This is a genomic window from Amycolatopsis roodepoortensis (assembly GCF_024628825.1).
GTDB lineage: Bacteria > Actinomycetota > Actinomycetes > Mycobacteriales > Pseudonocardiaceae > Amycolatopsis > Amycolatopsis roodepoortensis.
On record NZ_CP102415.1, the window covers coordinates 2,246,722 to 2,272,291 of the forward strand.

Genomic DNA, 25,570 nt, shown 5'->3' on the forward strand with positions numbered 1-25,570 from the left:
TCGTCCGGCGCCCGGCGAGCTCGGCCGAGTACTCATCGCAGCTCCACCTCCGCCCCGCGGTACAGCGGCCCGACCAGCAGGCTCCCCCAGTTCGGCACCTGATCCGGCGTCGTGCCCATGGCCGGCGACACGAGCAGGTCGATCAGCCGCTGCTCGTCCGGCGAGTTCACCACCGAACCACCCGCGTTCCCGCCCGCGGGAATGGTCCCGTTCGACGGCAGCCTGCCGTCGGGGTCGCGCGGCGGCGCGGGCTTCGAGGATCCGTCGTCGATGGCGCCGTCCGGCGGGTACTGCGGCCAGCGGCCCGGCGGCGGCACCTCCGGGTAGCACCGCGGCCCGCGTTTGTCGTTGTACTTCGGCTCGTCGACCCCGGGCAGGTACTTGCCCCGGCTCGGCGTGAACTCGATCGTCACCCGGCTGACCTCGGGATGGGCGGTGCCCTTGCCGAACGCGAGTTCCGCGCGCGGCACCGACCCGGCGAGCTGCTTGAGCAGGCACGGATATTCCGGCGCGTATTTCGCGAGAACGTCCAACGTGGGCTGAAGGTTGGTGGTGAGGCGGATCAGGTTGTCCTGGTTCACCTTCAGGAAACTCGTCAGGTCGATCGAGGCCGCCGTCACCGTCGAGTAGACGTCGGCGAGCCCGCGCTGGCTCTCGACCAGGGTCTTGCTCGTGGTGGTCAGATCCGAAAGCGCGGCCAGCAGATCCGGTGCGGCCTTGTCGTAGATCTTGGCGGCGTCGGCGATCCCGGTGATGTCGGCCTTCAGGTCGGGCAGCGACGGGTTCACCTTGCCGAGGTAATCCGAAAGCCCCGCCATCGTCGCGCCGAGCTGCTTGCCCTGACCGTCCAAAGCGGACGCGACGGCGTTGAGCGTGCTGGCCATCTTCTCCGGCTGGACGGCCTGCAGCAGCGGCATCACGTTGCCGAGCACGGTTTCCAGCTCGATCGCGCTGCTGCTGCGGTCCTGCGGGATGACGTCGCCCTCGGCGATGTGCCGCTCCGGCTTCTCCGGGATCTGCAAAGCGACGTACCGTTCGCCGAACAACGTCTTCGGCAGCAGCCGCGCGGACACGTTCGACGGGATGACCGACGTCTTGTCCGGCTGCAGCGCCAGATCCATCGTCGCCCGATCGCCGTGCGCCTGGATCGTCCGGACCTCGCCGACGACCATCCCCCGCACCTTCACGTCCGCGCCTTCGCGCATCTGGTTGCCGATGCGGTCGGTCTCCAGTTTCACCAGCGTCACCGTGGTGAAGGCCTTCTGGTAGAAGGCGATGGTGGTGACGAAGAACAGCACGACCACCACGAGGAAGATCAGCCCCAGCACCTGGTGCCGGAGCCGCTGCAGCAGAATCCTCCTGTTCACCCGGAAATCCTCACCGTCGTCGTGGCGCCCCAGATCGCGAGGCTGAGGAAGAAGTCGAGGACCGAGATCAGCACGATCGACGTCCGCACCGCGCGCCCGACCGCGACGCCGACCCCGGCGGGCCCACCGCTGGCGGTGTAGCCGTAGTAGCAATGCGAAAGGATCACGAGCACGCTGAAGATGATCACCTTGAGGAACGACCAGAGCACGTCCTCGGGCGGCAGGAACAGCGTGAAGTAATGGTCGTAGGTGCCCGCGGACTGGCCGTAGAGCCAGATGGTGATCTGCCGCGAGGCGAGGTACGACGAAAGCAGGCCGACGGCGTAGAGCGGGATGACGGCGGTGACGCCGGCGATCACCCGTGTCGTCACCAGATACGGCAGGCTCGGCACGCCCATCACTTCGAGCGCGTCGATCTCCTCCGAGATCTTCATCGCGCCGAGTTGCGCGGTGAACCCGCAGCCGACGGTGGCCGAGAGCGCGAGCCCGGCCGAAAGCGGCGCGACTTCGCGGGTGTTGAAGTAGGCCGAAATGAACCCGGTGAGCGCGGCGGTGCCGAGCTGGTTCAGCGCCGAGTAGCCCTGCAGGCCGACGATGAGGCCGGTGAACAGCGTCATCCCGATCATCACGCCGAGCGTCCCGCCGATCACCGCCAGCGCGCCGGTGCCGAAGCTGACCTCGGTCAGCAGGCGGAAGATCTCGCGGCCGTAGCGCCGGATCGTGCGCGGGGTCCAGGCCAGCGCGCGGAAGTAGAACGACAGCTGGCCGCCGAAGCCTTCCAGCATCGCGCCGGGACGCGCGATGATTTCGAGCGTCCGGTCGGAGACAGCGGGTTCGCCTGCCATGTCACATCGCCTTCGGCGGGACGATCCGCAGGTAGATCGCGGTCAGCACGACGTTGATCAGGAACAGCAGCAGGAACGTGATGACCACGGCCTGGTTCACCGCGTCGCCGACGCCCTTCGGCCCGCCGGCCGGGTTCAGCCCGCGGAACGCCGCGACCACCCCGGCGACGAAACCGTAGAGGAGCGCCTTGATCTCGCTGATCCACAGATCCGGTACCTGGGCGAGCGCGTTGAAGCTGGCGAGGTACGCGCCCGGGGTGCCGCCCTGCATGACGACATTGAAGAAGTAACCGCCGAGCACGCCGACGACGCTGACCAAACCGTTCAGCAGCACCGAAACCACGATCGCGGCGAGCACGCGGGGCACGATCAGGCGCTGGATCGGGTTGACCCCGAGGACTTCCATCGCGTCGATCTCTTCGCGGATCTTGCGGGCGCCGATGTCGGCGCAGACCGCGCTCCCGCCCGCGCCCGCCACCAGCAGCGCGGTGATCAGCGGGCTCGCCTGCTGCACGATCGCGAGCGCGCTCGCCGCGCCGGTGAACGACTGCGCGCCGATCTGCTGTGTCAGCGAGCCCAGCTGCAGCGCGATGACGGCGCCGAACGGGATCGCCACCAGCGCCGTCGGCAGGATCGTGACGCTGGCGAAGAACCAGCACTGCTGGATCCATTCGCGGAACTGGAACGGGCGTTTGAAGATCGCGCGCAGGACTTCCCACGACAGGGTCGCGAGCCTGCCGACCTGTGTGAGCGCACCCGTACCGGGGACGGACACCGTCGCTCCCACAGAACCTCCCAGCTCGCCTGCCCCGAGTCTTACTCCACCTGTCAACGCCCCATTGCGTTAGCGGTGTTCACTTTGCTCTCGGCACCTCCGCGTCAGAACTTGAGAGCATGCGTGGCCGTGGCGCCGCCATCGGCGACGAACTCGGCGCCCGTGCTGTACGAACTTTCGTCACTCGCCAGGAACAGCACGAGCTTCGCGATGTCCTCCGGCTGCCCGACGCGGCCGAGGGCGACCTTCTTGCCCACCCACGACATGTCGACTTTCTGCCCGCCCGCGGCGGCCGCGACCATCGGGGTGTCGATCGCGCCGGGATGGACCGAGTTGACGCGGATGTTCTTCGCGCCGAGTTCGAGCGCGGCGACCTTGGTCATCCCGCGGATCGCGAACTTGCTCGCGGTGTAGGCGACGAGGAACGGCATCCCGGCGAGCCCTTCGACTGAGGACACGTTGACGATGGAGCCGCCTCCGGCCCCGGTCATCGGTTCAACGACCGAACGCATCCCGAGAAACGCCCCGATCTGGTTGACCCGGATGACGCGTTCGTAGTCGGCGAGCGTGGTCTTGCCCAGTTCCGAGAAGTGCAGGATGCCCGCGTTGTTGACCAGCACGGTCGGCGGGCCGAACTCCGAGACGGTGCGCTCGATCGCGGCGTCCCATTCGGCCTCGTCGCCGACGTCGAGATGCTGGTAGACCGCGGACTCGCCCAGGTCGGCCGCGAGTTTCTTGCCGTCGAGGTCGTTGATGTCGGCGATCACCACGCGCGCGCCCTCGGCGACGAACAGCCGCGCGGCCGCCTCGCCCTGCCCGCGGGCGCCGCCGGTGATCAGCGCTACCTTGCCGTCGAGCCTGCCCATCGTCATCTCCTCCGATTCACGGCAGCGACATGATCTCGGACGCGGAGAACATCCGTTCCGGGTCGCGGTCGGCGAAGTAGCCGCCCACGCTGGTGGCGAGTTCTTCGGGGGTCCAGGTGCCGTTGACGGTGTCGAACCGCTGTTCCACCGACGGCGGCCGCATCAGCGCGACCATCCCGCCGTAGACGAGGAACACCTGGCCGTTGACGCGATCGGCGTCCGGCGAGCAGAGGAAGGACACGAACGGCGCGACGTGGTCGACCGACAGCGGGTCGATCCCTTCCGGCGCGTCGGCGCCGAAGACCCCTTCGGTCATCGCCGTGCGGGCACGCGGGCAGATCGCGTTGGCGCGGACGCCGTACCGCGAAAGACCGCGTGCGGTGGAGACGGTGAGCGCGGCGATACCCGCCTTGGCCGCGCCGTAGTTCGGCTGGCCGGGCGCGCCGAGCAGGAACGACTCCGACGCGGTGTTGACCACGCGGCCGTACACCGGCGCTCCGTCCACTTTGGACTTGTCGCGCCAGTACGCCCCGGCGTTGCGGGAAAGCAGGAAATGCCCGCGCAGGTGGACGCGGAGCACGGTGTCCCATTCGTCGTCGGACATCGAGAACAGCATCCGGTCGCGCAGCACGCCCGCGTTGTTGACCAGGACGTGCAGCCCGCCGAAGTGGTCGACGGCGGCGGTGAGCAGCGCGTCCGCGGTCGCGGACTCCGACACGTCGCCGGTGACCGCGACGGCCTTGCCACCCTCGGCCTCGATCTCGTCGGCCACCGCCTGCGCCGCGGCCGACACGTCGTTGACCACCACCGACGCTCCCGCCGCGGCCAGCGCCAGCGCCTCGGCCCGGCCGAGTCCCGCGCCGGCCCCGGTCACGATGGCCGTCCTGCCGTCCAAGCTCACTCCAGGCCTCCTTGCCTCTCCGCACACAGTAGAATCTGTTCTTGCTCGATGCAAGCATCAAATAAACGGTGCTAACCACGTATGAGCAGGGCGTTTTTCGGGCAGCTCGCCACAGCCTGAGTAACACGTTCTACTTGGTTCTGCGGAACTTCCGCCGATGCGAGGACAAGCTCCTCGTCGTCGTCGAGATCGAAGACCTCGGGCGCGAAGCCGACACAGATCGCGTTCGCCTCACAGAGCGAGCGATCGACGTCGATCTCCATATTCCCTCCTCGCCGCCACACTGGTACAACTAGAACAGGTTCTACCTTACCGCCGCGAGCGGCCATGGCACCAGTAACGAGCACCGACGGCAGAGGTGACGGATGCGGATCGACTACACGCCGGAGCAGCGGGCGCTGGCGGCGGAACTCAGGGAGTACTTCGCCGGGCTGATGACCCCCGAACGCCGTGAAGCCCTGGCCGGTGACGGTGGCGAGTACGGCGACGGCCTGGTGTACAAGGAAATCGTCCGCGATCTCGGCAGCGCGGGCTGGCTCGCGATCGGCTGGCCCCGCGAGTACGGCGGGCAGGACCGGCCGATGCTCGACCAGCTCGTCTTCACCGACGAGGCGGCCGCGGCGGGGGTGCCCGTCCCGTTCCTCACGGTGAACACCGTCGGGCCGACCATCATGCGCTACGGCACCGAAGAACAGAAGACGTTCTACCTGCCGAAGATCGCCGCCGGCGAGCTGCACTTCGCGATCGGCTACTCCGAGCCGGGCGCGGGCACCGACCTGGCGTCCCTGCGCACCCGCGCGGTCCGCGACGGCGACGACTACGTCATCAACGGCCAGAAGATGTGGACGAGCCTGATCGAGTACGCCGACTACGTCTGGCTCGCCGCCCGCACCGACCCCGACGCCCGCAAGCACAAGGGCCTGAGCATGCTGATCGTGCCGACCTCGGCCCCCGGTTTCTCCTGGACGAAGGTGCACACGGTCGCCGGGCCGGGCACGAGCGCGACCTACTACGACGACGTGCGCGTGCCGGTGACCTCCCGGGTCGCCGGGGAGAACGAGGGCTGGCCGCTCATCACGAACCAGCTCAACCACGAACGCGTCGCGCTGACCTCGGCCGCCCCGATCCAGACGTCGCTGCGCGAGGTGCGGAGCTGGGCACAGACCACGAAGCTGCCGGACGGCTCCCGCGTCATCGACCAGCCGTGGGTACGGCTGCACCTGGCGCGGATCCACACCCACGCCGAGTACCTGAAGCTGCGGAACTGGCGGATCGCCTGGGCGGCCGCGAGCGGCGACCTCGGCCCGGCGGAGGCGTCGGCGACGAAGGTGTTCGGCACGGAGTTCGCGACCGAGGCGTACCGGCTGATGATGGAGATCCTCGGCGCGGGCGCCGTGGTCCGCGAGGGCTCCCCCGGCGCCCAGTTGCGCGGCCGGATCGAACGGCTGCACCGGTCTTCGCTGATCCTCACCTTCGGCGGCGGGACCAACGAGATCCAGCGGGACATGATCGCCGCGACCGCCCTCGGCCTGCCCGTCACGCGCTAGGAGATATCGATGGACTTCACGCTCACCGAAACGCAGCAGGATCTCGCTTCGCTCACGCGCCGGATCCTGACGGACAAGGTCACCCCCGACGTGCTGGGGCCGCACGGTTCCGGCGGCTTCGACGCTCCACTGTGGACGGCGCTGGCGCAGGCCGGGGTGCTCGACGCGGCGCTGCCGCAGTCGGTCGGCGGTGGCGGGTTCGGGCTGCTGGAGCAGTGTTCCGTGCTGGCCGAGATCGGGCGCGCGGTCGCGCCCGTGCCGTATCTGACGTCCGTCGTGATGGGCGCGTCCGCGGTCGCGGAATTCGGTGACGGACGGCTCGCGGAGCGCTGGATCGTCCCGGTCCTGCGCGGCGACCACGTCCTCGCGGTGGCGCTGCCGGACTACGGCGTGCCCTGCGGGTTCACCGCCGAGGCCGACGGTGACGGCTGGCGGCTGACCGGCGCGCAGACCGCGGTGCCGTCGGGGGCGTTCGCGCACGGGTTCCTCGTCGAGGCCGCCATCGACGGCGGACGGCAGGTGTTCCTGCTCGACCGGGACGCCGTGACGGTCTCGCCGCAGCGGACGGTCGACCACGCGGACGCGGCGCTCGTCGAGCTGTCCGGCGCGAAGGCCGCCACGTCCTTGGGCGACATCGGTGAATGGCTGCGGCTACGGGGCACGGTCGGCGTCTGTGCACAGCAGCTCGGCGTGGTCGAGCGGGCGCTGGAGCTGACCGCGGCGTACGCGCGGGAACGCAAGCAGTTCGGCAACCTCATCGGGAGTTTCCAGGCGGTGCGGCAGCGGCTCGCCGACGCCTACGTCGACGTCGAAGCCGTCCGGCTGACGTTGTGGCAGGCGGCCTGGCGGCTGAGCGAAGGGCTTCCGGCGGCCGAAGAGGTCGCGACGGCGAAATTCTGGACGGCCGAGGCCGGGCACCGGGTCGCGCACACCGCCGTGCACGTCCACGGCGGGGTCGGCATCGACGTCGACCACACCCTGCATCGCTACTTCGTCGCGGCGAAACGGCTCGAGTTCACCCTGGGCGGGGCGACCGCGCAACTGCGGGGACTCGGCGACCTGCTGGCCGCGGACCCGGCATGACCCCCACGGTCACGGAACTCCTGCTCGCGCGGGCGGAGGACCGCTCGACCGGCCTGCTGTTCGAAGACCGGCGCTGGTCCTGGGCCGAGCACGTCCGGGCTTGCGCCGGACACGCCGCCGCGCTCGCCAGACTCCTGCGGCCCGGCGGACACTTCGGGCTGCTGGCGGACAACGTTCCCGAGTTCTCGTTCCTGCTCGGCGGCGCGGCCCTTTCGGGGCACGTGCTGGTCGGCCTGAACCCGACGCGCCGGGGCGCGGCGCTGGCCCGCGACGTCGCGCTGGCCGACTGCGAGCTGGTGTTCGCCGAGGAGAAGTACCTTCCGCTGCTGTCCGAGGCCAACGTGCCAGTGCTGCCGCTGAGCGAGCTGGAGCCGGTGCCGGCGGCTGCCGAGCCGGTGGCCGCGAAGCCGGAAGACCTGCTCATGCTGATCTTCACCTCCGGCACCAGCGGGGACCCGAAGGCGGTCCGGTGCACGCACGGCAAGATCGCCTACCCCGGCGAGATGCTGGCCACCCGGTTCGGTCTGTCCACAGAGGACACCGTGTACGTGTCGATGCCGATGTTCCACTCCAACGCCATCATGGCGGGCTGGTCGGTCGGGCTCGCCGCCGGCGCGGGGATCGCGTTGCGGCGGCGGTTCTCGGCCTCCGGTTTCCTGCCGGACGTCCGGAATTTCGGGGCGACGTACGCCAACTACGTCGGCAAGCCACTGTCTTATGTGCTCGCCACTCCCGAACGGGACGACGACGCCGACAATCCGCTGAAACTGGTCTACGGCAACGAAGGCGCGGAGGCCGACCTCGCCACATTCGGGAAGCGATTCGGCTGCCACGTGGTCGACGCCTTCGGTTCGACCGAGGGCGGCGTGAACTTCGGACGGGACGCCACCACCCCGGCCGGTTCGCTCGGCCGGCTGCTCGACGGCGTCGCCGTCCTCGACCCGGAGACCGGGAAACCCTGTCCCCCGGCGGAATTCGACGCGCGCGGGAAGCTGCTCAACGCCGCCGAGGCGGTCGGCGAACTGGTCAACACCGGCGGTCCCGGCTTCTTCGCCGGGTACTACGGGGATCCGGCGGCCGAGGCCGAGCGGATGCGCGACGGGATGTACCACACCGGCGACCTGGCGTATCTCGACGCGGACGGCTACTGCTACTTCGCCGGGCGGCTCGGCGACTGGTTGCGCGTCGACGGCGAGAACCTCGGCACGGCCCCGATCGAGCGCGCGCTCCTGCGGCATCCCGACGTCAGGGAGGCCGCCGTGTACGGGGTGCCGGATCCGCGGGTGGGTGACCAGGTGATGGCCGCCCTGGTCTGCCGGTCACCGATCGACGCCGACGAGCTCGCCGCTTTCGTTGCCGCACAAGGCGATCTGGGGCCGAAGCAGCGGCCCCGGTTCGTGCGGACGCTCGACGAACTCCCGCGGACCGCCACACACAAGGTCCTCAAACGCGACCTGGCCGCCGACGGGACCCGCGACGCCCACGAGCTCCACTACCCCCGCATTTAGTCCTCTGGATGCGGTAGTTGGCGTTGGCAACTACCGCATCCAGAGGACGAAATGCGGAGTGGATCTCAGGGTCGGGACGGGTGATCTTCCCGATGTCCGCGGCCGGGCGCGTTGCCTACGTTCGGTGCCATGAAACGAACAACGCGCCGGATCGGCGTACTGGCGACCGCTCTCGCCCTGCCCGCCGTCCTCCTCACCCCGCCCGCGTCGGCGGCGCCCGTCCGCTTGAGTCTTCCCGCACCGACGGGTCCGTACGCCGTCGGCAGCACCGACCTCCATCTCGTCGACCACTCCCGCCAAGACCCGTGGGTTCCCGGTGTGCCAAGGGAATTGATGGTCACCGTGCGGTACCCGGCTTTGCCGAGCGGAAAGCCGAAAGCGCCGTACATGGCGCCAGGTGTCGCGAAGGTCGTGGCCGAGGGCGACGCCGTCAAGCTGGGTATGGCGGCGGATCGGCTCGACTACCGCTTCCCCACCCACTCCCGGGTCGGCGCTCCCGCGATCGGTGGCAAGCGGCCCGTCGTGCTGTATTCGCCCGGCGGCACCTTGTCGCGTTCGCACGGCACCACCCACCAGGAACAACTCGCGAGCGAGGGCTACGTCGTCGTGGCCATCGACCACACCCACGAAGCGGAAGCGGTGGAGTTCCCCGGCGGCCGCGTCGCGAAGAAATCCTTGCCGCCGTCGAGTATCGAGGTGTCGAAGCGCGTGATCGACACTCGCGTCCGGGACACGCGTTTCGTGCTCGACTCACTCGGACTGAGCCAGGCCGGCATGTTCGGCCACTCCGCCGGCGGGTTCACCGCGGGCGAGACGATGGTGAGCGACCGGCGCATCGTCGCCGGGGCGGATCTGGACGGCAGCATGGCGCACTCGCAGTCGCAGCGGATCTTCGGCCGCGTCGCCGACGAGGGGCTGGACCGGCCGTTCGTGTTGATGAGCGCCGGTGACCACAGCGCCGCGTCGGACGCGTCCTGGCAGGAGTTCCTCCGCAACCAGCGTGGCTGGACGCGCGAAGTGCGGCTGCCGGACGGCGAGCATTTCAGTTTCACCGACTACCAGACGCTGTTGCCGCAATTGGGCAATGCCCCGGCCGCGTTCGTCGGCACCATCGATCCCGTGCGCAGCGTCGCCGAACAGCGCACCCGGCTCTCGGAGTTCTTCGGCAAGACACTGCGTCACCGAAGCAGCGACGTGACCAAAGTGTCCTTGAGCCAGGCTTCGTAGTCGTCGTGACTCCACCCGGCCTCGGTGACGAGGCTGGTGTGGACGTCGGCGCTCATCAGGGCCACGGCGACGTCCGCGGCCCTGGGCACCACCGCGCGCCCGCTCTCGCGGATACGGCCGACGACCATTTCGACGCCGAGCCGGTTACGCCGGGCGCCTTCCGCCTGGGTCGCGGCGATGTCCGGATCGACGGCGGCGCCGGAGCTCAGCATCGCGACGATGTCACCGCAGCGTTCCCGGACCTGGCGGGCGACCGTGGCCAGCAGGCCAAGCAACGCGACCGGGTCCTCGGTCCGGTGCGCCTCGGCGACGACGTCGGGAATCCCGGCCTCGTCGTCGAGGAGGTCGACGAGCCCGCCGAGGACCCCGGCCTTCGAACCGAAGTGCGCGTAGATGGTCTGCGGGGACACCCCCGCTTCCTGGGCGATGAGGCGGATCGGTGTCCGCGCGTACCCGCGCTCGGCGAAGAGGCCGCGGGCCGCCGTCAGGATCGTGCGCAGCGTCAGCGCCTCACGACGGTCGCGCAACCGGACGATGCCGGGAAGGTCCGCGGGCATGTATGCTCCTCGAAAGTTGGAACGTTGTTCTAACTTATGGATCGTCGTTACAGGAAAGGATAGCGATGACCACCGAGGAGATCATCACCGCGCTGGAACGCGCCTGGAACGCGGGCGACGGCGAGGCGTGGGCCGCGAATTTCGCCGAGGACGCGGATTTCGTCGACGTCGTCGGCCGCATCCAGCGCGGCCGCGCGACGATCGCGCGCGAGAGCCAGAACATCTTCGACACCGTCTACCGGGGCAGCACGCTGCGGATCCGCCAGGTGTCGAGCCGTCCGCTCGGCGGCGGGTTCGATCTCGTGCACACCGCCACCAAGCTGACCATCCCCGCCGGTCCTCTGGCCGGGGAAGCTGAGGCGGTGCAGTCGAAACTCGTCCACGACGGGCTGATCGTCGCGTTCCACAACACGATCAAGCGGGATATCGCGGCATTCGCCGGCCACGACGCGGACCTAGCGGCCCGCTCTCCCCAGGAATGGCTCAAGCAGGGGCGTTGATCGGCCGTAGCCGTCGCGGCCCCGTGTCGGGCCGGGACGGTGGCGGGCCCAGCACGATCCGCGCGTTGGCGACGAAGGCACCGTCCGGTGACGCCAGAATCGGGTCGAGCGTCATCGAGCGGACTTCGGGATTGTCCTCGGCGAGCGCCGCGACGCGCAGCACGATGTCCTGGAGCGCGGCCAGATCCGCCGGTTCGTCGCCGCGATACCCGGTCAGCAGCGGCGAAGTCCGCGGTTCGCGCAGCAATGTGGCGGCGTCCACGTCGGTGAGCGGGACCGCCCGGTAGGCCCTGTCCCCCAGCAGCGTGCTGACCAGGCCGGAGAGACCGAACGACACGAGCGTGCCGAACGACGGATCGTCCTGCAGCCCGACCACGCACGAAATGCCCTTGGGCGCCATCCGCTGGACGTAGACCTCGTCGTCACCGGAGATCTCCCGCAGGTCGAGATACGCCCGGCGCACTCCGTCCACAGAGGACAGATCGAGCCGCACGCCCGCCAGGTCCGGCCTGCCGCGCAGCCGTTCGTCGACGGCCTTGAGGGTGACCGGGAAGCCCAGCTCCTCGGCCGCCTTCACCGCTTCGTCCGCGGACGTCACCACCCGGAACGGGACGACGTCGATGCCGTAGCAGCCCAGGAGACGGACCACGTCGTCGTCGGAGAGCAGGGTCGTCTTGCCGTCCTCGCCCGCCAGCAGTTCGGCGACGATCACCTGCGCCTGTTCGGCGTGCAGCCCGGCGGGACGCACCAGGTTTCCCTGCGGCCGCTGCCGCCAGGCCGCGTAGCGCACGACTCGCGCGAGCGCGTTCACCGCGCGTTCGGGGCTGGGGTACGACGGGACCGAACCCCGCGTCGGCACGCCGTCCTCGGACAGCACGGCGAGTTCGTCCGGCACGCCTTCGACGGCGAGGAAGGTCGACACGATCGGCTTGTTCTTGTCCATCTCGACGACGGCCTCCCGCAACGCGCGGGCGTACGCGGTGCCCGGGATCGCGAGCGGCGGCACGAAGACCACGACCAGCGCGTCGGTCTCCGGCGAGTTGAGCGCCTCGCGCACGGCCGCGGCGAACTCCTCCGGGCTCGCCTGCGGCCCGACGTCGACCGGGTCCGAGGTCAGCCGGAGGCCGTGCGCCCGCGCGGTGTCCGCGGCGAGCAGCCCGATGGCGCTGGAATTGCCCACGATGGCGATCCGCGGCCCGGCGGGCAGCGGCTGGTGGGCGAAGACCAGCGCGGTGTCGAAGAGCTGCGCGAGCGTGTCGACGCGGACGACACCCGCCTGCTCGAACAAGGCCTGGACGCTGGACTCGTCGACCTCCGCCGACGTCGCGGCGAGCTGCGGGCGGACCGCGTGCCTGCCGGATTTCACCGCGACCACCGGTTTCGTCCGCGCCAGCCGCCGGGCGAGCCGCGCGAACTTGCGCGGATTGCCGAACGATTCCAGGTACAGCAGGACGAGGTCGGTCGCCGGGTCGGTCTCCCAGTACTGGAGCAGGTCGTTGCCGGAGACGTCGGCCCGGTTCCCCGCCGAGACGAACGTCGACAACCCGAGGCCGCGCGACTCGGCGTCCGCGAGGATCGCGGTGCCCAGCGCGCCGGACTGGCAGAAGAACCCGGTGCGGCCGCGCGCGGGCAGGCGGGGTGCGAGGGTGGCATTGAGCCGGACCGAGGCGTCGGTGTTGAGCACGCCCAGCGCGTTCGGGCCGACGACCCGCATCCCGTGCGCCCTGGCCTCGCCGACCAGTCTCAGCTCGGCGTGCAGCCCGTGCAGCCCGGCCTCGGCGAATCCGCCCGAGACGATCAGAAGGGTCTTGACCCCCTTGGCCAGTGCACCGTCCAAAACGGACTCGACGGCCTCGGCGGGCACGGCGACCAGCGCGAGGTCGACGTCCTCGGGGATGTCCACGACGGACGGATAGGCACGGACGCCGCGGACGGACTTGTGCTCGGGATTGACCGGGTAGACGGTGCCGGCGAAGTCGGCGCTGAGCAGGTTCGTGAGGGCGACGTAGCCGATCTTCGTCGGATCGGTGGACGCGCCGATCACCGCGACCGACTTCGGGTGCAGCAGATTGTGCACGCTGCGCGCCTCGGCGGCCTGCTCCCGGGACCGGGCGACCGCGAGCGACTCCTCGGTCGGGTCGATGTCGAACTCCAGGTGCAGCACGCCTTCTTCGATCTCGCGGCTGACCTGGTAGCCCGCGTCGCGGAACACGCGGACCATGGCCGCGTTCTCGGCGAGCACTTCGGCGACGAAGCGGCGAAGCCCGCATTCCGATGCGGCGGCGGCCAGATGTTCCAGCAGGATCGACCCGAGCCCTCGGCCCTGGTGGGCGTCGTCGACGACGAACGCGACCTCGGCCGACGGCCCGTGTTCGAGCCGTTCGTACCGGCCGACGGCGACGATGTCGTCGCCCAGCAGCGCGACGAAGGCGACGCGGTCGTGGTGGTCGACGACGGAGAACCGTTCGAGGTCGCGCTGCGGGATCCGCGGATAGGCGCCGAAGTACCGGAAGTAGCGGGTGCGTTCGGACAGCCTGCCGTGGAAGGCGACGAGCCCGTCGGCGTCGCTGGGGATCACCGGGCGCAGGTGCACCGTGCCGCCGTCGGAGAGCAGGACGTCGGCCTCCCACTCGCGCGGGAAGTCGTACGGGTCGCGTTTGGTGTCCTCACTGGCCATGTCAGTCCCTCGGATCGTCCGGATCGAGGCCGTGCAGCGGGAAGATCGCGCGGCGGGTGTCACGGATGGCGATGTCGACCGGCTCGTCCGCTCCGTCTCCCCACGGGACGAACGTGGTCTCGCGGCCGTCGGACATGCCGGCCGGAAGCTCTGCCTGCGGCGCCGCCCTGGAGATCGACGCGACCCAGTTCGGCGGCAGCGCCGTCGCCGGGTCGACGTCGCGGCCGAGCACGGTCGCGAGCAGATGGGTCCAGGAGCGCGGCACCACTCGGATCAGCTGGTAACCACCGCCGCCCACGGCGAGCCAGCGGCCACCGGCGTGCGCTTCGGAAAGTTCGCGCAGCCGCCGGTAGATGGCGCGATGGCCGTCCACCGACAGCGAGAGATCCGCCAGCGGGTCTTCCTCGTGCGAGTCGACGCCGCACTGGGTGACGAGGATCTGCGGCCGGAACTGTTCCAGCAGCGACGGCACCACCGCCTCGAACGCCCGCAGCCAGCCGCCGTCGCGGGTGCCGGGCGGCAGCGGGAGGTTGACCGCGGTGCCCTCGGCCCCGCCCTTGCCGATCTCCGCCGAGTAGCCCGTTCCCGGCCACAACGTGAAGGGGTGCTGATGCAGGGAAACGGTCAGCACGCGCGGATCGTCGTAGAACGCCGTCTGCACGCCGTCGCCGTGATGGACGTCGGTGTCGACGTAGGCGACACGGTCGAAACCGTGGTCGAGCAGCCACGAGATCGCCACCGAGCAGTCGTTGTAGACGCAGAAACCCGACGCCTTGCCCGGCATCGCGTGGTGCAGCCCGCCGGCGATGTTCACCGCCCTGGTCGCCTCGCCCTCGGCGATCTTCCGCGCGGCCAGCAGCGTCGAGCCCACCACCAGCGCGGAAGCCTCGTGCATCCCGGTGAACACCGGGTTGTCCTCGGTGCCGAGCCCGTGCGCGAAGTCGGCGCCGGTCATCGGCGCCTGCCGCACGGCCTCGATGTACTCGCCGAGGTGCACGCGGCGCAGCTCGTCTTCCCCGGCCGGGCCGGGGACGAGCAGCTCGACGCCGTCGAGCACGCCGAGCTCGGTGGCGAGCCGGATGGTCAGTTCGAGCCGCACCGGATTGAACGGATGCTCGCCGCCGAGGTCGTAGCCCAGCAGCGAGGAGTCCCATACGACGGCCGGTGCTCGCATGGTCCGAACTCTAGTGCCCGGACGCGGCCCGTGCGTCGTTCCGGACGCCCGCGGGTCAGCCGGGCAGATCCCCGGTGGCCACCGGGCGCTCCGGATCGCGCGACCAGTGCGACCACGAACCCGCGTACAACGCCGCCGGCTCCGGATGGCCGGCGACCTCCAGCGCGAGCACGACGGACGAGGCGGTGACGCCCGATCCACAGTAGACACCGACCGGGGTCTCCGGGGTCACGCCGAGGCCTTCGAACCGCTCGGCCAGTTCCGAGGCGTCGCGCCAGCGCCCGTCCTCGCCGAGGTGCCCGGAGAAGGGCGCGTTGACCGCGCCGGGGATGTGCCCGGCGCGCGGGTCGATCGGCTCGGTCTCCCCCGCGTACCTGGGCCTGGCCCGCGCGTCGAAGAGCAAGCCGTCCCTGGCGAGCGTCGCCGCCTCGGCCGCGTCCAGCACCGGCATGCCACCGGGCTTCACGACGATGTCCCCCTCCTCGGGCGTCGGCACCTCGTCGGTGACGGGGCGCTCCTCCTCGGCCCAGGCCGCGAACCCGCCGTCCAGCACGGCGACCTCGGCGTGCCCGGCCCACCGAAGCAGCCACCACGCCCTGGCCGCGACCGAACCGTCGGCGTCGTCGTAGACCACGACCGGGTGACCGGCGCGGACCCCGGCCGCCCGCAGATGCCGCTGCAGCGTCTCCGGCTCGGGGAGCGGATGACGGCCGCCGTCGCCCGGCTCCCCGGCGAGCGCCGTGTCGAGGTCGACGTACACCGCGCCCGGGAGATGTGCCTCACGGTAGGAATCGGCGCCCGGCGGACCGGTGAGCCGCCAGCGGACGTCGAGCACTACGGAGCGTGCCGATTCCGGTCCGGAGAGCCGCGCGGCGAGTTCGCTGGTGGTGATCATGGGGCGCATGGGCCCATCTTTCCGTGCCTCAGGGCTCCCTGCCCAGCTTGGGGGACTTTTCCCGCCTCGATGCTTGTTCTCCCCACGCCTGCGTCGCTGTCGGTGCCAGCGACTACGATGAGCAACGCGGACGAAGGGGACAGCGTGAACGATCTCATCGACACCACAGAGATGTACTTGCGTACCATCTACGAGCTCGAAGAAGAAGGTGTCGTCCCGCTGCGGGCCCGGATCGCGGAGCGGCTGCAGCAGAGCGGCCCGACCGTGAGCCAGACCGTCGCCAGGATGGAGCGCGACGGACTGGTCGTGGTCGCGGACGACAGGCATCTGCAGCTGACCGAGCACGGTCGCGAACTCGCCATCGCGGTCATGCGCAAGCACCGGCTGGCCGAGCGCCTCCTGGTCGACGTCATCGGCCTGGAGTGGGAGCACGTCCACAACGAGGCCTGCCGCTGGGAACACGTGATGAGCGAGGCCGTCGAGCGCAAGCTGGTCAAGCTGCTCGACCACCCCACCACGTCGCCCTACGGCAACCCGATCCCGGGGCTCGACAAGCTCGGCGACGGCGAACCCGCTCCGCCCGCCGAAGCCGACCTCGTGCGGCTCGACGAGTTCGCCCGCATGGGTGGCGGCGAGGTCGAGATCCGCCGCATCGCCGAGCACGTGCAGCTGGACGAGACGCTGATGACGGAGCTCAAGTCGGTCGGCATCGTGCCCGGCAGCCGGGTCAAGGTCGGCAAGACGGCGCCCGGCGGCACCATCGAGGTCACCGGCGGGAGCAGCACCGCGCAGGTGCCCGTGTCGGCGCTGCACGCCGTGCTGGCGCAGGCCAGGTGAGCGCCGCGTCCGACGCCGCGGAGACCTTCCAGGCCCTCCACGGCCGGGCTCCGGCCGGGGTCTGGTCCGCACCGGGCCGGGTGAACCTGATCGGTGAGCACACCGACTACAACGACGGTTTCGTGCTGCCCTTCGCCCTCCCGCACCGGCTCGCCGCCGCGGCGACGCCGCGCGAGGACGGTGTGCTGACCGTGGCCACCCTCGGCTCGGACGGCAGGGTCCAGGAATCCGGCCCGCTCACGGTCGCCGACCTGCGGCCCGGCTCGGTCGAGGGGTGGGCCGCGTACCCGGCGGGGGTCGCGTGGGTCCTGCGTGACCAGGGCCTCGGCGGCGGCGCGGACGTGGCCATCGCGGGCAACGTTCCCTCGGGGGCGGGCTTGTCCTCCTCCCACGCGCTCGAATGCGCCGTCGCGCTCGCGCTGCTGGGGCTGGCGGGTACCACTCCGGGCACCGGCGGGGCTTCGCCGAGCCTGCACGAAGTGGCCCGCTGGGTGCAGCGTTCGGAGAACGACTTCGTCGGGGCGCCGACCGGCCTGCTCGACCAGACCGCTTCCCTGTGCTGCACGGAATCGAACGTGCTGTTCCTCGACGTCCGCTCCGGCGAGCTGGAACAGGTGCCGTTCCCGCTGGAGGAATCCGGCGTCCGGATCCTGATCATGGACACCCGCACGAAGCATTCGCACGCCGAGGGCGGCTACGGCGAACGCCGCCGGGGCTGTGAACGCGCCGCGGAACTGCTCGAGGTGAAGGCGCTGAGGGACATCGACGTCGACGGGCTCGACGCCGCGCTCGGCAAGCTGCCCGAAGAACTCGTGCCCCTGGTACGCCACGTGGTGACGGAGAACCAGCGCGTCCTCGACACCGTGGACCTGCTGCGGGCGGGCCGCATCACCGAGATCGGTCCTCACCTCGACGGCTCGCATGCGAGCATGCGCGACGACTACCGGATCTCCACCCGTGAACTCGACCTCGCCGTCGATTCGGCCCGCGAAGCCGGGGCGCTCGGCGCGCGGATGACCGGCGGCGGCTTCGGCGGCTCGGCGATCGCGCTGGTCCGCGAGTCCGATGTGGACGCCGTCGGGCGAGCGGTGAAGGCCGCGTACGAAGCGGCGGATCTGCGCCACCCCAGGCTGTTCACCGCCGTGCCGTCGCGCGGCGCGGGCCGCGACGAGCTCTAGCGAGGGGGCTGCCCCGTGATGCCGAGGCGTGCCGCGAAGGCCGCTTCGGCGTGACTCGCGTGTCCAGGCCCGCAACACGCGTGCTTGGGGACGTAACTCGCGTGCTTGAAGGCGTAACACGCTGAGGCCGGGCTCCGTGGACCGCACCCCGGGGCGCGGCCGGTGGCCGGGGGCGAGGACACTGAGCCGCGACCGCATCCGCAGCAGAAAGGCGCGAACGTGACCGACGAACCGACCAAGACCCTGAAGCTGATGGTGACGGGCGGAGCCGGTTATGTGGGCAGCGTCTGCGCGGCCCGCCTCGTCGAGGCCGGGCACGACGTCACCGTGGTCGACGACCTCTCCACCGGGCACGCCGACGCGGTGCACCCGGACGCCACCTTCGTCGAGGGCGACGCGGCCGAGGTCGCCCGGCGGATGCTCGGCGACGGCTTCGACGGTGTGCTCCACTTCGCCGCCAAGTCGCTGGTCGGCGAGTCGATGACGGATCCGGCGAAGTACTGGGAAGGCAACGTCCTGACCTCGCTCCGCCTGCTCGAAGCGATGCGCGACCACGGCACGAAGCGGCTGGTGTTCTCCTCCACCGCGGCCACCTACGGCGAGCCCGAGTCCTCCCCCATCCCGGAGACGGCGCCGACCCAGCCGACCAACACCTACGGCGCGACGAAGCTGGCCATCGACCACGCGATCACCTCGTTCTCGCGTGCCCACGGCATCGCCGCCGTCAGCCTGCGCTACTTCAACGTCGCCGGCGCCTACGGCTCCTTCGGCGAGCGGCACACCACCGAAACCCACCTGATCCCCCTCGTACTCCAGGTCGCCACCGGGGATCGCGAGCGGATCCAGATCTTCGGTGACGACTACCCGACCGCGGACGGCACCGCCATCCGCGACTACATCCACGTGGTCGACCTCGCCGACGCGCACCAGCTGGCCCTCCGCCACGCGGCCGAAGGCGAACACCGCATCTACAACCTCGGCAGCGGCACCGGTTTCTCGGTGCTCGAGGTGATCGAGGCGTGCCGCCGCACCACCGGCCACGAGATCCCCGCCGCGGTCGCTCCGCGCCGGGCGGGCGACCCGTCGGTGCTGGTGGCCTCCAGCGAGCGGGCCGGGGACGAACTCGGCTGGAAGCCCGAGCGCACCGACCTCGACGGCATCGTCGCCGACGCCTGGGCATTCACCCGGTCCCGCCGGAACGCCTGAGGCCGATCTCGGGCGGTCCTCCGGCTCGCTGCCGCAGGACCGCTCCGGACAGCTCGGACGGCTCCACCATCGCGTGCAGGGCCGCGGTCAGCAGCCTCGCCAGCCCGTGATCGGGGTCGGCTTCGGTGGCCCTGGCCAGGGCGATCCCGGCGGTCGCCAGATCACCCCGGACATAGGCGGCGTGCGCCTTCAGGACGAGTGCCTCGGCCATTTCGGGCGCCGGGAGTTCCCTGGCCAAGGTGAGCCAGAGGTCCTCCGCGGCGCGGGCGAGCCGTGAGTCCGCCGGCGCGGCGGTGAGCACACAGGCGTCCCTGACCTCGACCAGGGAAAGCGCCCAGGCCAGCCGGACCGCCTGGTCGTCGGTGATCGCCAGGTCGCCGCCGTCCGCCCGGGTGAGCGCGGCGTTCACCTCGGCGACTCCCGCCTGGACGGGATCCCGGCCTCGCCACGGCGGGTCGGCCATCCTGGTGAGGAGATCGGCACGCCGGGCGAGCGTCTCCGGCGCGACGGGATCGAAGAGGCCCTCGAGCTCGTCCCGGCTCGCGTGGGTGATCTGCCCGGCACCGGTGACGACCGCGGCGGCCACCGAGTCGCGCGGGTCCGGCAGGAGTCCGCCACAGGTCTTTTCCCGGTAGCAGCCCCAGCGCACGCCGGCGGCGATCCGCGGCGCCCACACCGAATGCTTCGGCGAGATCTCGTACTCGGCCAGCACGGCTTCCAGGCGCCGGACGAACCGCCGACGTGGTGGCCGCCCGGCCTTGTTCGCGGTGCCACCGCCGATCACCGCGACGGTGGCACCGGTGTGGCCGGTCACGGCGAGCCTGACCGCGAGGTCACGGGCCCCGTCGTGTTCCAGGCCGGGCGGCGGCAGGTCCGCTCGCATGACGAGGCCCTGCTGCATACGTCCCGGGCCGCGCAGGCCCAGGACGACGACGGAGTCCTCGGGGTGGAAGCCGAGGAGGTACGGGATCGCGGCGAGCAGGTCCGCCGGATCCGTCAGATCGACCTTGGTCCTGCCGGTCGGAGTGGATGTGGTCATGCCCCCACCCTGCGGCGGGAATGGGGCCGCCGGGTGAGGGCACGACAATCTGTGGACAGCCGGGACCGTTGTGGACAACCGCCGCGGGCCGGACGCGGGGACGCCGATCCTGTCGGTGGGGTGATCTACAGTGCCCGGCCCCGCGGGGTCAGCCGCAGTGTTCGAACGGGCTCTCGTAGGTGTTCGACCCGACCGAGCCGCCCCACTTGACGCAGGTCGCGGCGGCCGTCTTCTTCACCGGTCCGGCGTAGTAGGTGAAGCTGCCGGAGTCGGTCACGCGAGCCGAACCCTGGACTTCGAGGAACGCCGAAACCGGCGAAGCGGTACCGAGCGAAACCGCCTTCAGCGTGGTGACGCAGTTGGCCTTGGTCGACGCGTTGTAGAGCAGGTACGCGGTGCCAGACCCGTTCGCGAGCGCCTGCGAGTCGACGACCGAGAACCCGCTGCCGCACACCTCGGTGGCCGAGTACGGGTTACCGCCGCACGAGTTCTTGCTGGTGAAGTTGGTGTGGCCGTAGTACGGCACCGCGACCCCGTGCAGCACCGCCTTCTGCGCGACCCCGTTGAGCCGCTGTTCGAAGTGCAGGTGGGGACCGGTCACGCCGCCGGTCGCCCCGGCCGTGCCGATCTGCTTGCCGAGGCTGACGGCCTGGCCGACCGAGACCGACTGGGTCGACAAGTGCGCGTACCGGGTACGCCAGCCGCCGCCGTGGTCGATTTCGACCCAGCGCCCGTAGCTCGTGCTGCCCTCGTTGGCGACCCGGGTGACGGTGCCGCCCGCCGACGCCAGCACCGGCATCCCGGTGATACCCGACTTCTGGAAGTCGACCGAGTTGGCCGGGCTGTGCCCGCTGAACGTCGCCGCCGTGACCGTGACGCCGCATTTGAACGGGACCTGGAAGTTCGGGGCGGCCGACGCCTGCGTCGTACCGGCGAGGGTCAGGCCGAGCGCAGGGATGACGGCGGCCGCGGCGAGCACTGCGAAACGGCGCAACCTGGACATGGAGACCTCCATCAGGTGGGGAAGCCGGACGGCCCGAAGCAAAGCCGGAGGAAATACATTTTCCGTACAAGCCCGAGGTCGGGTCGGGGTTTTCCGGCAGCCGCGCGCCCGCATCGCGTGTCGCGAAAGCCACTTTCGAGACATCAGGTGTCCCGAAAGTGGCTTTCGCGACGCCTGCGAGGCCGTCGGCAACGCCCGTCGTCGGCCGTGCGTGTTCCGTGTCGTCCGGGGTTTGGTTACCCAGTGGATTCTGGCTGGGGTCGATGGCCGCGGCGTGACGTTGCGAAAGCCACTTTCACAACGCTGGAGGTTGCGAAAGTGGCTTTCGCGACACGCCTACGGCCGCGACGTGACGTAGCGAAGGCCTCCTTCCCTACTTTGAAAGTAGGAAAGGAGGCCTTCACGGAAAGCCGGCCCGCTCAGCCGAAGGCGGCTCGCAGCGCGGGCTTGCCACCCGCCACCGGCAGCACCAGCGAACTGCGGTTCAGCTCGACCGAGACACCGGCGCCCGGCTTCGGCCGGAGCGTGTAGTCGTGGTCGCTGGACGCCACCAGGAACTCGATCTTGTGCCCGGCCGCGAGCAGGTAGTCCTTAGCGACCAGTTCCACCTCGACCTTGTAGTTCTCACCGGGGGTGATCGGGTCGGTGCGGGCGGGGTCGCGCCGGTTCTGCGGGTCGGTCCAGCCGCGGGTGATCACCTTCGCCGTCCCGTCCGGGGCGCGGTCGAGGAGCACGGCGGTCACGTTCGCGGCCGGCTTGTCGAAGGAGAGCGACAGGTCGGTCTTCACGGTTCCGGAAAGCCGCACGGGCTGCTTCGCCGCGGTGGTCGAGTACAGCAGCCGGTTGCCCGACGAGGCCGCGGCCGCCAGCTGTTCGATCGTCTTGCTCGCGTCGTCCGCCAGCGTCTCGACGGCGGCCTTGCCCGGAACGGGGTTGCGCGTGTCGAGCTTGCCCTTCGAAGAGCCGCCGGGCCACGGGTAGAGCTTCACGTCCTGGGTGCCGGGCAGCGGCCACTCCGGCTCGTCCACCCACGACTTGTCCTCACGCTGGATGGTGGCCTTCGGCTCGCGCTCGATGCCGTTGTCCACGTCGTAGAGGTAGTGCGACATCCACTTGTTCAGCGTGGCGAGCCAGACGTCGCGGCGGAGGCTGTACGGATCGGAGTGCCCGGCCTGGTGCAGCCAGATCTTGTGCTCGACGCCGCGCGCCTTGAGCATCTCGTACCAGCGGGTGCCCTGGTCGGTCTTGACGTTCCAGTCGCCGAGGCCGTGCACCACGAGCACCGAGGCCCGCACCTTGTTCACGTCGTCGCGGTAGTTCCGCGCGTCCCAGAAGGGGCTGTAGTCACCGGTCACCCGGTCCTGGTCGACCGCGATGCCGTCGATCAGCGGACGGCACACGGCGCGATCCTCGCGCGTGTAGACGTAGTCCGCGAGCACGTCCGCGTCCTCGCCCTGGAACCCGCCCGCCGCGACGACGGCGCCGTCGTTGCGGTAGTAGTCGTACCAGCTGGAGATCGCCGCGATCGGGACGATCGTCTCCAGCCCCTCCACGCCCGTGCTGGCCACCGCGTTGGGCAGCGTCCCGTTGTAGGACACGCCCATCATGCCGGTCTTGCCGGTGCTCCAGTCCGCGACCGCGGCCTTGCCCGCCGCGTCCCGTGCCGTCGCGCGGCCGTTCAGCCAGTCCACAATGGACTTCGCGCCGATGGTCTCGTTGACGTCGCCGCTGCTCGGGCAGCCGGTGGACTGGCCGCTGCCGAGCGACTCCCCGTACACCACGGCGAAGCCGCGGGCGGTGAAGTAGTCCTGGTACCGCCAGCTGATCGGCGCCGCGTTCGGGCCGACGGTCTTGGTCGCGATCCGCGGGCCCGCCGGGGGACGCTTCGCGCCGGGCACGTACAGCTCGACGTCGACGTTGTGGTTCGCGACGTCGTTGCCGCCCGCGTAGTAAGGGCTGGCCTGGTAGACGACCGGGACCTTCATGCCCTGCTGCGTCGCGCGAGGCCGCACGACCTCCGCGTGCACGAGGTCGTCCTTGCCGTCACGGTCGCTGTCGACCGGCGCGGTGACCCAGACGTTCTCCCGGATGACGTCCGCCGGGTCGAACACCGGCTGGGCTTGGCCGTCCTTGAAGACCGGCGACGGCGGCGCGTCGGCTTGAGCGGGCAACGCCGTCGCCGGAAGGACCAGGACGGCGGTGAACAGGGCAGCGAGCCTGGCGACTCTCACAGGACCCCCAATGGCGGGCGGGCAAGACCCAGCTGAGGTTTCCGGCCACCCGAACGGGTGTCAAGAGACTAACGTCGGAGGCATGCCGAGCACTCTCGAAGCACCGATCGTCGCCGTCACCGTCTACCCGCACCACGCCCGGATCACCAGGCGGGCTTCGGCTGCCCTCGACGGCGAAACGCGCTTCGCCTTCGCCGGCCTGCCGTGGAACCTGGACACCGACTCGGTCCGCGTCACCGGTTCCGGACCGGCGGTTATCGCCGGGGTCGACGTCGCCGTCGAGCGCCATCCCGCGCCTGCGGACGCCTCGCTGCGCGCCCTGACCGAGCAGCGGCGCGCCGATCAGGCGGTGGTCGACGAGGTCGCGGACGCCGTCGCCGCGGAGACGGCGAAGGTCGATCTGCTGACCGGGCTGGCGGCACGCAGCGGCAAGAGTTTCGCGAAGGCGCTCGCGGCGGGCACGGCGGAACCGCCCCGGGTCGCCGAAGTCACCGACGCGCTCGGCACACAGCTGGCCGAGGCGCTCGGAAAGCGTCGCGAACTCGGCATCCGCCTCGCCCGGCTTCGTGACGACCTCAAGGCGCTCGACCGCGAGATCGAGGCGAAACAGGGAACGTCCGAAGTGGACAGCGCCACGGTCACGGTGGAGCTGGAGCCGCAGGAGAACGGCGCGGAGATCGGCCTCGAACTGTCCTATGTGGTCGCGAACGCGAGCTGGGAGCCGGGTTACGACGTGCGCGTCCGCGGCGAGGACGTCTCGCTGACCTGGTACGGGCGGATCACCCAGCACACCGGCGAGGACTGGCCGGAATGCGAACTGGCCCTCTCCACCGCGCGGCCGGCGAACACCGTGGAGGTGCCGGAACTCGATCCGTGGTTCCTCGACCGCGTGCCGGAGTACAAGCCGTCGATGGCACGGATGGCGTACGGCGGCGCGTCGCCCGCGGGCGGCGGGATCCCGGAGTCCGTGGGCATGCCGGCTCCCGGCGCGCCCGCGATGGCGGCGCGGACCGCGTCCGTCGAACAGGGCACCACCGCGGTCACCTACCGGCCGGGCCGCCCGGTGGCGGTCCCCTCGGGGGCGCAGGGTTACCGCACGACGCTCGCACAGCTGGAGCTGACCGCGAAACTGGGCTACGTCACCGCTCCGGTGGTGTCGCCGGAGGCGTTCCTGCGGGCGACCGTGGTCAACACTTCGGAGCACACGCTGCGGCCGGGGAAGGCGTCGGTGTTCCACGAGACGGAGTTCGTCGGCACCACCCGGCTGGACGTCTGGGCGCCGGGTGAGGAACTCGAACTCGCCCTCGGCGTGGACGACCGGATCCGGGTCGAGCGCGAGCTCACGCACCGCACGGCGAGCAAGGCGACGCTGTCCGGGGTCCGCAAGCGGGAAGCCGCCTACACCACGACGATCGTCAACCACAGCCCGCGCGAAGCGGTCGTGACCGTGCTGGATCAGGCGCCGGTCTCCCGGGACGACGCGATCACCGTCCGGGACGTACGCACCACGCCGGAGCCGGTGGAGCGGACCGAGCTGGGCGAGTTCACCTGGCGGCTGACGCTCGCTCCGGGCGCGAAGAGTGTCGTGACGCTCGGGTACCGGGTGGACGTCGCGAAGGGCGTCGAGCTGTCGGGGTGGCGGGAGTAACCCAGACGCCTCGTGAGTGGTAAGGACGGTTAGAACCGTCCTTACCACTCACGAGCCGATCAGCCCTGCGAGATGTACGCCTCCAGCTGTTCCTGGCTCTTCTCCAGTTGCTCCATCCGGGTCTTCACGACGTCGCCGATGCTCACGATCCCCGCGAGCCTGCCGTCCACCACGACCGGGACGTGCCGGATGCGGCGTTCGGTCATCAGGACCGAAAGCTGATCGACCGAGTCCTCGGGGGTGCAGCTCGCGACCATCTTCGTCATGATCGCGGACACCGATCCGTCGAGCAGCTGGGGTCCGCGCTCGTTGAGCCGTCGCACCACGTCCCGTTCGGAGACGATTCCGACGATCGCGCCGTCGGCGTCGACGACCACCAGCGCGCCGACGTTGTGTTCCGCCAGTCTTTCGAGCAGTTCGGTGACGTTCGTCTCCGGCGAGACGGTCGCGACGGCCGCCCCCTTGGTCCGCAACAGATCGGAAATCCGCATACGCGCTCCTCCCGG

23 protein-coding genes are annotated in these 25,570 nt (G+C 70.4%); 9 read left to right on the forward strand and 14 right to left on the reverse strand.

What is annotated here, in order from left to right:
• Positions 1-32: 32 nt before the first annotated feature.
• From NQK81_RS10355 to NQK81_RS10380, 6 genes are all read right to left on the reverse strand, one after another.
• Positions 33-1,367, reverse strand: a complete 1,335-nt coding sequence (locus tag NQK81_RS10355; protein ID WP_257488010.1) for an MCE family protein — start codon at positions 1,365-1,367, stop codon at positions 33-35.
• Positions 1,364-2,212, reverse strand: coding sequence for an MlaE family ABC transporter permease (locus NQK81_RS10360; RefSeq protein ID WP_034322613.1), 849 nt, complete (start codon positions 2,210-2,212; stop codon positions 1,364-1,366). Before NQK81_RS10360 ends, NQK81_RS10355 begins: the two co-directional genes overlap by 4 nt.
• Position 2,213: 1 nt before the next feature.
• Positions 2,214-2,999: an MlaE family ABC transporter permease gene (locus NQK81_RS10365; protein WP_125675589.1), complete on the reverse strand. Its 786-nt coding sequence runs from the start codon at positions 2,997-2,999 to the stop codon at positions 2,214-2,216.
• Between the two features lie 92 nt (positions 3,000-3,091).
• Positions 3,092-3,853 carry a glucose 1-dehydrogenase gene (locus NQK81_RS10370; protein WP_034322618.1) on the reverse strand — a complete coding sequence of 254 codons (762 nt, stop codon included), beginning with the start codon at positions 3,851-3,853 and terminating at the stop codon, positions 3,092-3,094.
• A 16-nt stretch (positions 3,854-3,869) separates the two neighbouring features.
• Positions 3,870-4,754: a 3-oxoacyl-ACP reductase gene (locus NQK81_RS10375; protein WP_257488011.1), complete on the reverse strand. Its 885-nt coding sequence runs from the start codon at positions 4,752-4,754 to the stop codon at positions 3,870-3,872.
• Between the two features lie 71 nt (positions 4,755-4,825).
• Entirely contained in the window at positions 4,826-5,017 is a 192-nt protein-coding gene (locus NQK81_RS10380) for a ferredoxin (protein WP_007033756.1), read from the reverse strand.
• A 102-nt stretch (positions 5,018-5,119) separates the two neighbouring features.
• Here NQK81_RS10380 and NQK81_RS10385 point away from each other — a divergent pair, with 102 nt between their 5' ends.
• The 4 genes from NQK81_RS10385 to NQK81_RS10400 all read left to right on the forward strand — a co-directional run bounded on the left by NQK81_RS10385 (position 5,120) and on the right by NQK81_RS10400 (position 10,119).
• On the forward strand, positions 5,120-6,301 hold the full coding sequence (locus tag NQK81_RS10385; protein WP_257488012.1) for an acyl-CoA dehydrogenase family protein: 1,182 nt from the start codon (positions 5,120-5,122) through the stop codon (positions 6,299-6,301).
• Between the two features lie 9 nt (positions 6,302-6,310).
• Positions 6,311-7,384: an acyl-CoA dehydrogenase family protein gene (locus tag NQK81_RS10390; protein ID WP_257488013.1), complete on the forward strand. Its 1,074-nt coding sequence runs from the start codon at positions 6,311-6,313 to the stop codon at positions 7,382-7,384.
• On the forward strand, positions 7,381-8,892 hold the full coding sequence (locus NQK81_RS10395; RefSeq protein ID WP_257488014.1) for a long-chain-fatty-acid--CoA ligase: 1,512 nt from the start codon (positions 7,381-7,383) through the stop codon (positions 8,890-8,892). The genes NQK81_RS10390 and NQK81_RS10395 overlap by 4 nt, the downstream gene beginning before the upstream one ends.
• A 129-nt stretch (positions 8,893-9,021) precedes the next feature.
• Positions 9,022-10,119: an alpha/beta hydrolase family protein gene (locus tag NQK81_RS10400; protein WP_257488015.1), complete on the forward strand. Its 1,098-nt coding sequence runs from the start codon at positions 9,022-9,024 to the stop codon at positions 10,117-10,119.
• Here the strand turns inward: NQK81_RS10400 and NQK81_RS10405 are convergent.
• On the reverse strand, positions 10,071-10,676 hold the full coding sequence (locus tag NQK81_RS10405; RefSeq protein ID WP_257488016.1) for a TetR/AcrR family transcriptional regulator: 606 nt from the start codon (positions 10,674-10,676) through the stop codon (positions 10,071-10,073). The two genes, NQK81_RS10400 and NQK81_RS10405, sit on opposite strands and share 49 nt — an antisense overlap.
• Positions 10,677-10,741: 65 nt before the next feature.
• Between NQK81_RS10405 and NQK81_RS10410 the strand changes: the two genes are divergently transcribed.
• Complete coding sequence (locus NQK81_RS10410) at positions 10,742-11,176, forward strand: SgcJ/EcaC family oxidoreductase (RefSeq protein ID WP_126734891.1); 435 nt, start codon at positions 10,742-10,744, stop codon at positions 11,174-11,176.
• Here the strand turns inward: NQK81_RS10410 and NQK81_RS10415 are convergent.
• Genes NQK81_RS10415 through NQK81_RS10425 form a run of 3 tightly spaced genes read right to left on the reverse strand, consistent with a single transcriptional unit; the run spans position 11,160 to position 15,931 of the window.
• Complete coding sequence (locus tag NQK81_RS10415) at positions 11,160-13,853, reverse strand: bifunctional acetate--CoA ligase family protein/GNAT family N-acetyltransferase (RefSeq protein WP_257488017.1); 2,694 nt, start codon at positions 13,851-13,853, stop codon at positions 11,160-11,162. The two genes, NQK81_RS10410 and NQK81_RS10415, sit on opposite strands and share 17 nt — an antisense overlap.
• 1 nt (position 13,854) lies before the next feature.
• Positions 13,855-15,027 (reverse strand): acetoin utilization protein AcuC, encoded by a 1,173-nt coding sequence (locus NQK81_RS10420; protein ID WP_257488018.1) that lies wholly within the window; start codon positions 15,025-15,027, stop codon positions 13,855-13,857.
• A 55-nt stretch (positions 15,028-15,082) separates the two neighbouring features.
• Positions 15,083-15,931: a sulfurtransferase gene (locus NQK81_RS10425; protein ID WP_257488019.1), complete on the reverse strand. Its 849-nt coding sequence runs from the start codon at positions 15,929-15,931 to the stop codon at positions 15,083-15,085.
• A gap of 108 nt (positions 15,932-16,039) precedes the next feature.
• Here NQK81_RS10425 and NQK81_RS10430 point away from each other — a divergent pair, with 108 nt between their 5' ends.
• From NQK81_RS10430 to galE, 3 genes are all read left to right on the forward strand, one after another.
• A complete protein-coding gene (locus NQK81_RS10430) occupies positions 16,040-16,759 on the forward strand; it encodes an iron-dependent transcriptional repressor DtxR (protein ID WP_126734895.1) in 720 nt (239 codons plus the stop codon).
• Entirely contained in the window at positions 16,756-17,937 is a 1,182-nt protein-coding gene (galK, locus tag NQK81_RS10435; RefSeq protein WP_257488020.1) for a galactokinase, read from the forward strand. Before NQK81_RS10430 ends, galK begins: the two co-directional genes overlap by 4 nt.
• Before the next feature lie 252 nt (positions 17,938-18,189).
• The gene (gene galE, locus NQK81_RS10440; RefSeq protein WP_371878894.1) at positions 18,190-19,143 is read left to right on the forward strand and encodes a UDP-glucose 4-epimerase GalE; all 954 of its coding nucleotides are present in this window, start codon (positions 18,190-18,192) and stop codon (positions 19,141-19,143) included.
• Here galE and NQK81_RS10445 read toward each other — a convergent pair.
• The 3 genes from NQK81_RS10445 to NQK81_RS10455 all read right to left on the reverse strand — a co-directional run bounded on the left by NQK81_RS10445 (position 19,118) and on the right by NQK81_RS10455 (position 23,416).
• Positions 19,118-20,182 carry a DUF4192 domain-containing protein gene (locus NQK81_RS10445; protein ID WP_257488022.1) on the reverse strand — a complete coding sequence of 355 codons (1,065 nt, stop codon included), beginning with the start codon at positions 20,180-20,182 and terminating at the stop codon, positions 19,118-19,120. The two genes, galE and NQK81_RS10445, sit on opposite strands and share 26 nt — an antisense overlap.
• Positions 20,183-20,330: 148 nt before the next feature.
• Complete coding sequence (locus tag NQK81_RS10450) at positions 20,331-21,185, reverse strand: M23 family metallopeptidase (RefSeq protein ID WP_126734898.1); 855 nt, start codon at positions 21,183-21,185, stop codon at positions 20,331-20,333.
• 419 nt (positions 21,186-21,604) lie between these two features.
• Positions 21,605-23,416, reverse strand: a complete 1,812-nt coding sequence (locus NQK81_RS10455; RefSeq protein ID WP_257488023.1) for a Xaa-Pro dipeptidyl-peptidase — start codon at positions 23,414-23,416, stop codon at positions 21,605-21,607.
• Between the two features lie 82 nt (positions 23,417-23,498).
• On the opposite strand from NQK81_RS10455, the gene NQK81_RS10460 reads away from it, so the two are divergent.
• Entirely contained in the window at positions 23,499-25,064 is a 1,566-nt protein-coding gene (locus tag NQK81_RS10460; protein ID WP_257488024.1) for a DUF4139 domain-containing protein, read from the forward strand.
• Between the two features lie 59 nt (positions 25,065-25,123).
• Here the strand turns inward: NQK81_RS10460 and NQK81_RS10465 are convergent, their stop codons facing one another.
• Entirely contained in the window at positions 25,124-25,555 is a 432-nt protein-coding gene (locus NQK81_RS10465) for a CBS domain-containing protein (protein WP_126734901.1), read from the reverse strand.
• Positions 25,556-25,570: the final 15 nt, after the last annotated feature.

Coding starts and splice junctions, on each gene's coding strand:
- NQK81_RS10360 (WP_034322613.1), bottom strand. CDS start 2,212: ATGGCAGGCGAACCCGCTGTCTCCGACCGGACGCTCGAAATCATCGCG.
- NQK81_RS10370 (WP_034322618.1), bottom strand. CDS start 3,853: ATGGGCAGGCTCGACGGCAAGGTAGCGCTGATCACCGGCGGCGCCCGC.
- NQK81_RS10380 (WP_007033756.1), bottom strand. CDS start 5,017: ATGGAGATCGACGTCGATCGCTCGCTCTGTGAGGCGAACGCGATCTGT.
- NQK81_RS10385 (WP_257488012.1), top strand. CDS start 5,120: ATGCGGATCGACTACACGCCGGAGCAGCGGGCGCTGGCGGCGGAACTC.
- NQK81_RS10390 (WP_257488013.1), top strand. CDS start 6,311: ATGGACTTCACGCTCACCGAAACGCAGCAGGATCTCGCTTCGCTCACG.
- NQK81_RS10395 (WP_257488014.1), top strand. CDS start 7,381: ATGACCCCCACGGTCACGGAACTCCTGCTCGCGCGGGCGGAGGACCGC.
- NQK81_RS10400 (WP_257488015.1), top strand. CDS start 9,022: ATGAAACGAACAACGCGCCGGATCGGCGTACTGGCGACCGCTCTCGCC.
- NQK81_RS10405 (WP_257488016.1), bottom strand. CDS start 10,676: ATGCCCGCGGACCTTCCCGGCATCGTCCGGTTGCGCGACCGTCGTGAG.
- NQK81_RS10410 (WP_126734891.1), top strand. CDS start 10,742: ATGACCACCGAGGAGATCATCACCGCGCTGGAACGCGCCTGGAACGCG.
- NQK81_RS10415 (WP_257488017.1), bottom strand. CDS start 13,853: ATGGCCAGTGAGGACACCAAACGCGACCCGTACGACTTCCCGCGCGAG.
- NQK81_RS10420 (WP_257488018.1), bottom strand. CDS start 15,027: ATGCGAGCACCGGCCGTCGTATGGGACTCCTCGCTGCTGGGCTACGAC.
- NQK81_RS10425 (WP_257488019.1), bottom strand. CDS start 15,931: ATGCGCCCCATGATCACCACCAGCGAACTCGCCGCGCGGCTCTCCGGA.
- NQK81_RS10430 (WP_126734895.1), top strand. CDS start 16,040: ATGAGCAACGCGGACGAAGGGGACAGCGTGAACGATCTCATCGACACC.
- galE (WP_371878894.1), top strand. CDS start 18,190: ATGGTGACGGGCGGAGCCGGTTATGTGGGCAGCGTCTGCGCGGCCCGC.
- NQK81_RS10445 (WP_257488022.1), bottom strand. CDS start 20,182: ATGACCACATCCACTCCGACCGGCAGGACCAAGGTCGATCTGACGGAT.
- NQK81_RS10450 (WP_126734898.1), bottom strand. CDS start 21,185: ATGTCCAGGTTGCGCCGTTTCGCAGTGCTCGCCGCGGCCGCCGTCATC.
- NQK81_RS10460 (WP_257488024.1), top strand. CDS start 23,499: ATGCCGAGCACTCTCGAAGCACCGATCGTCGCCGTCACCGTCTACCCG.
- NQK81_RS10465 (WP_126734901.1), bottom strand. CDS start 25,555: ATGCGGATTTCCGATCTGTTGCGGACCAAGGGGGCGGCCGTCGCGACC.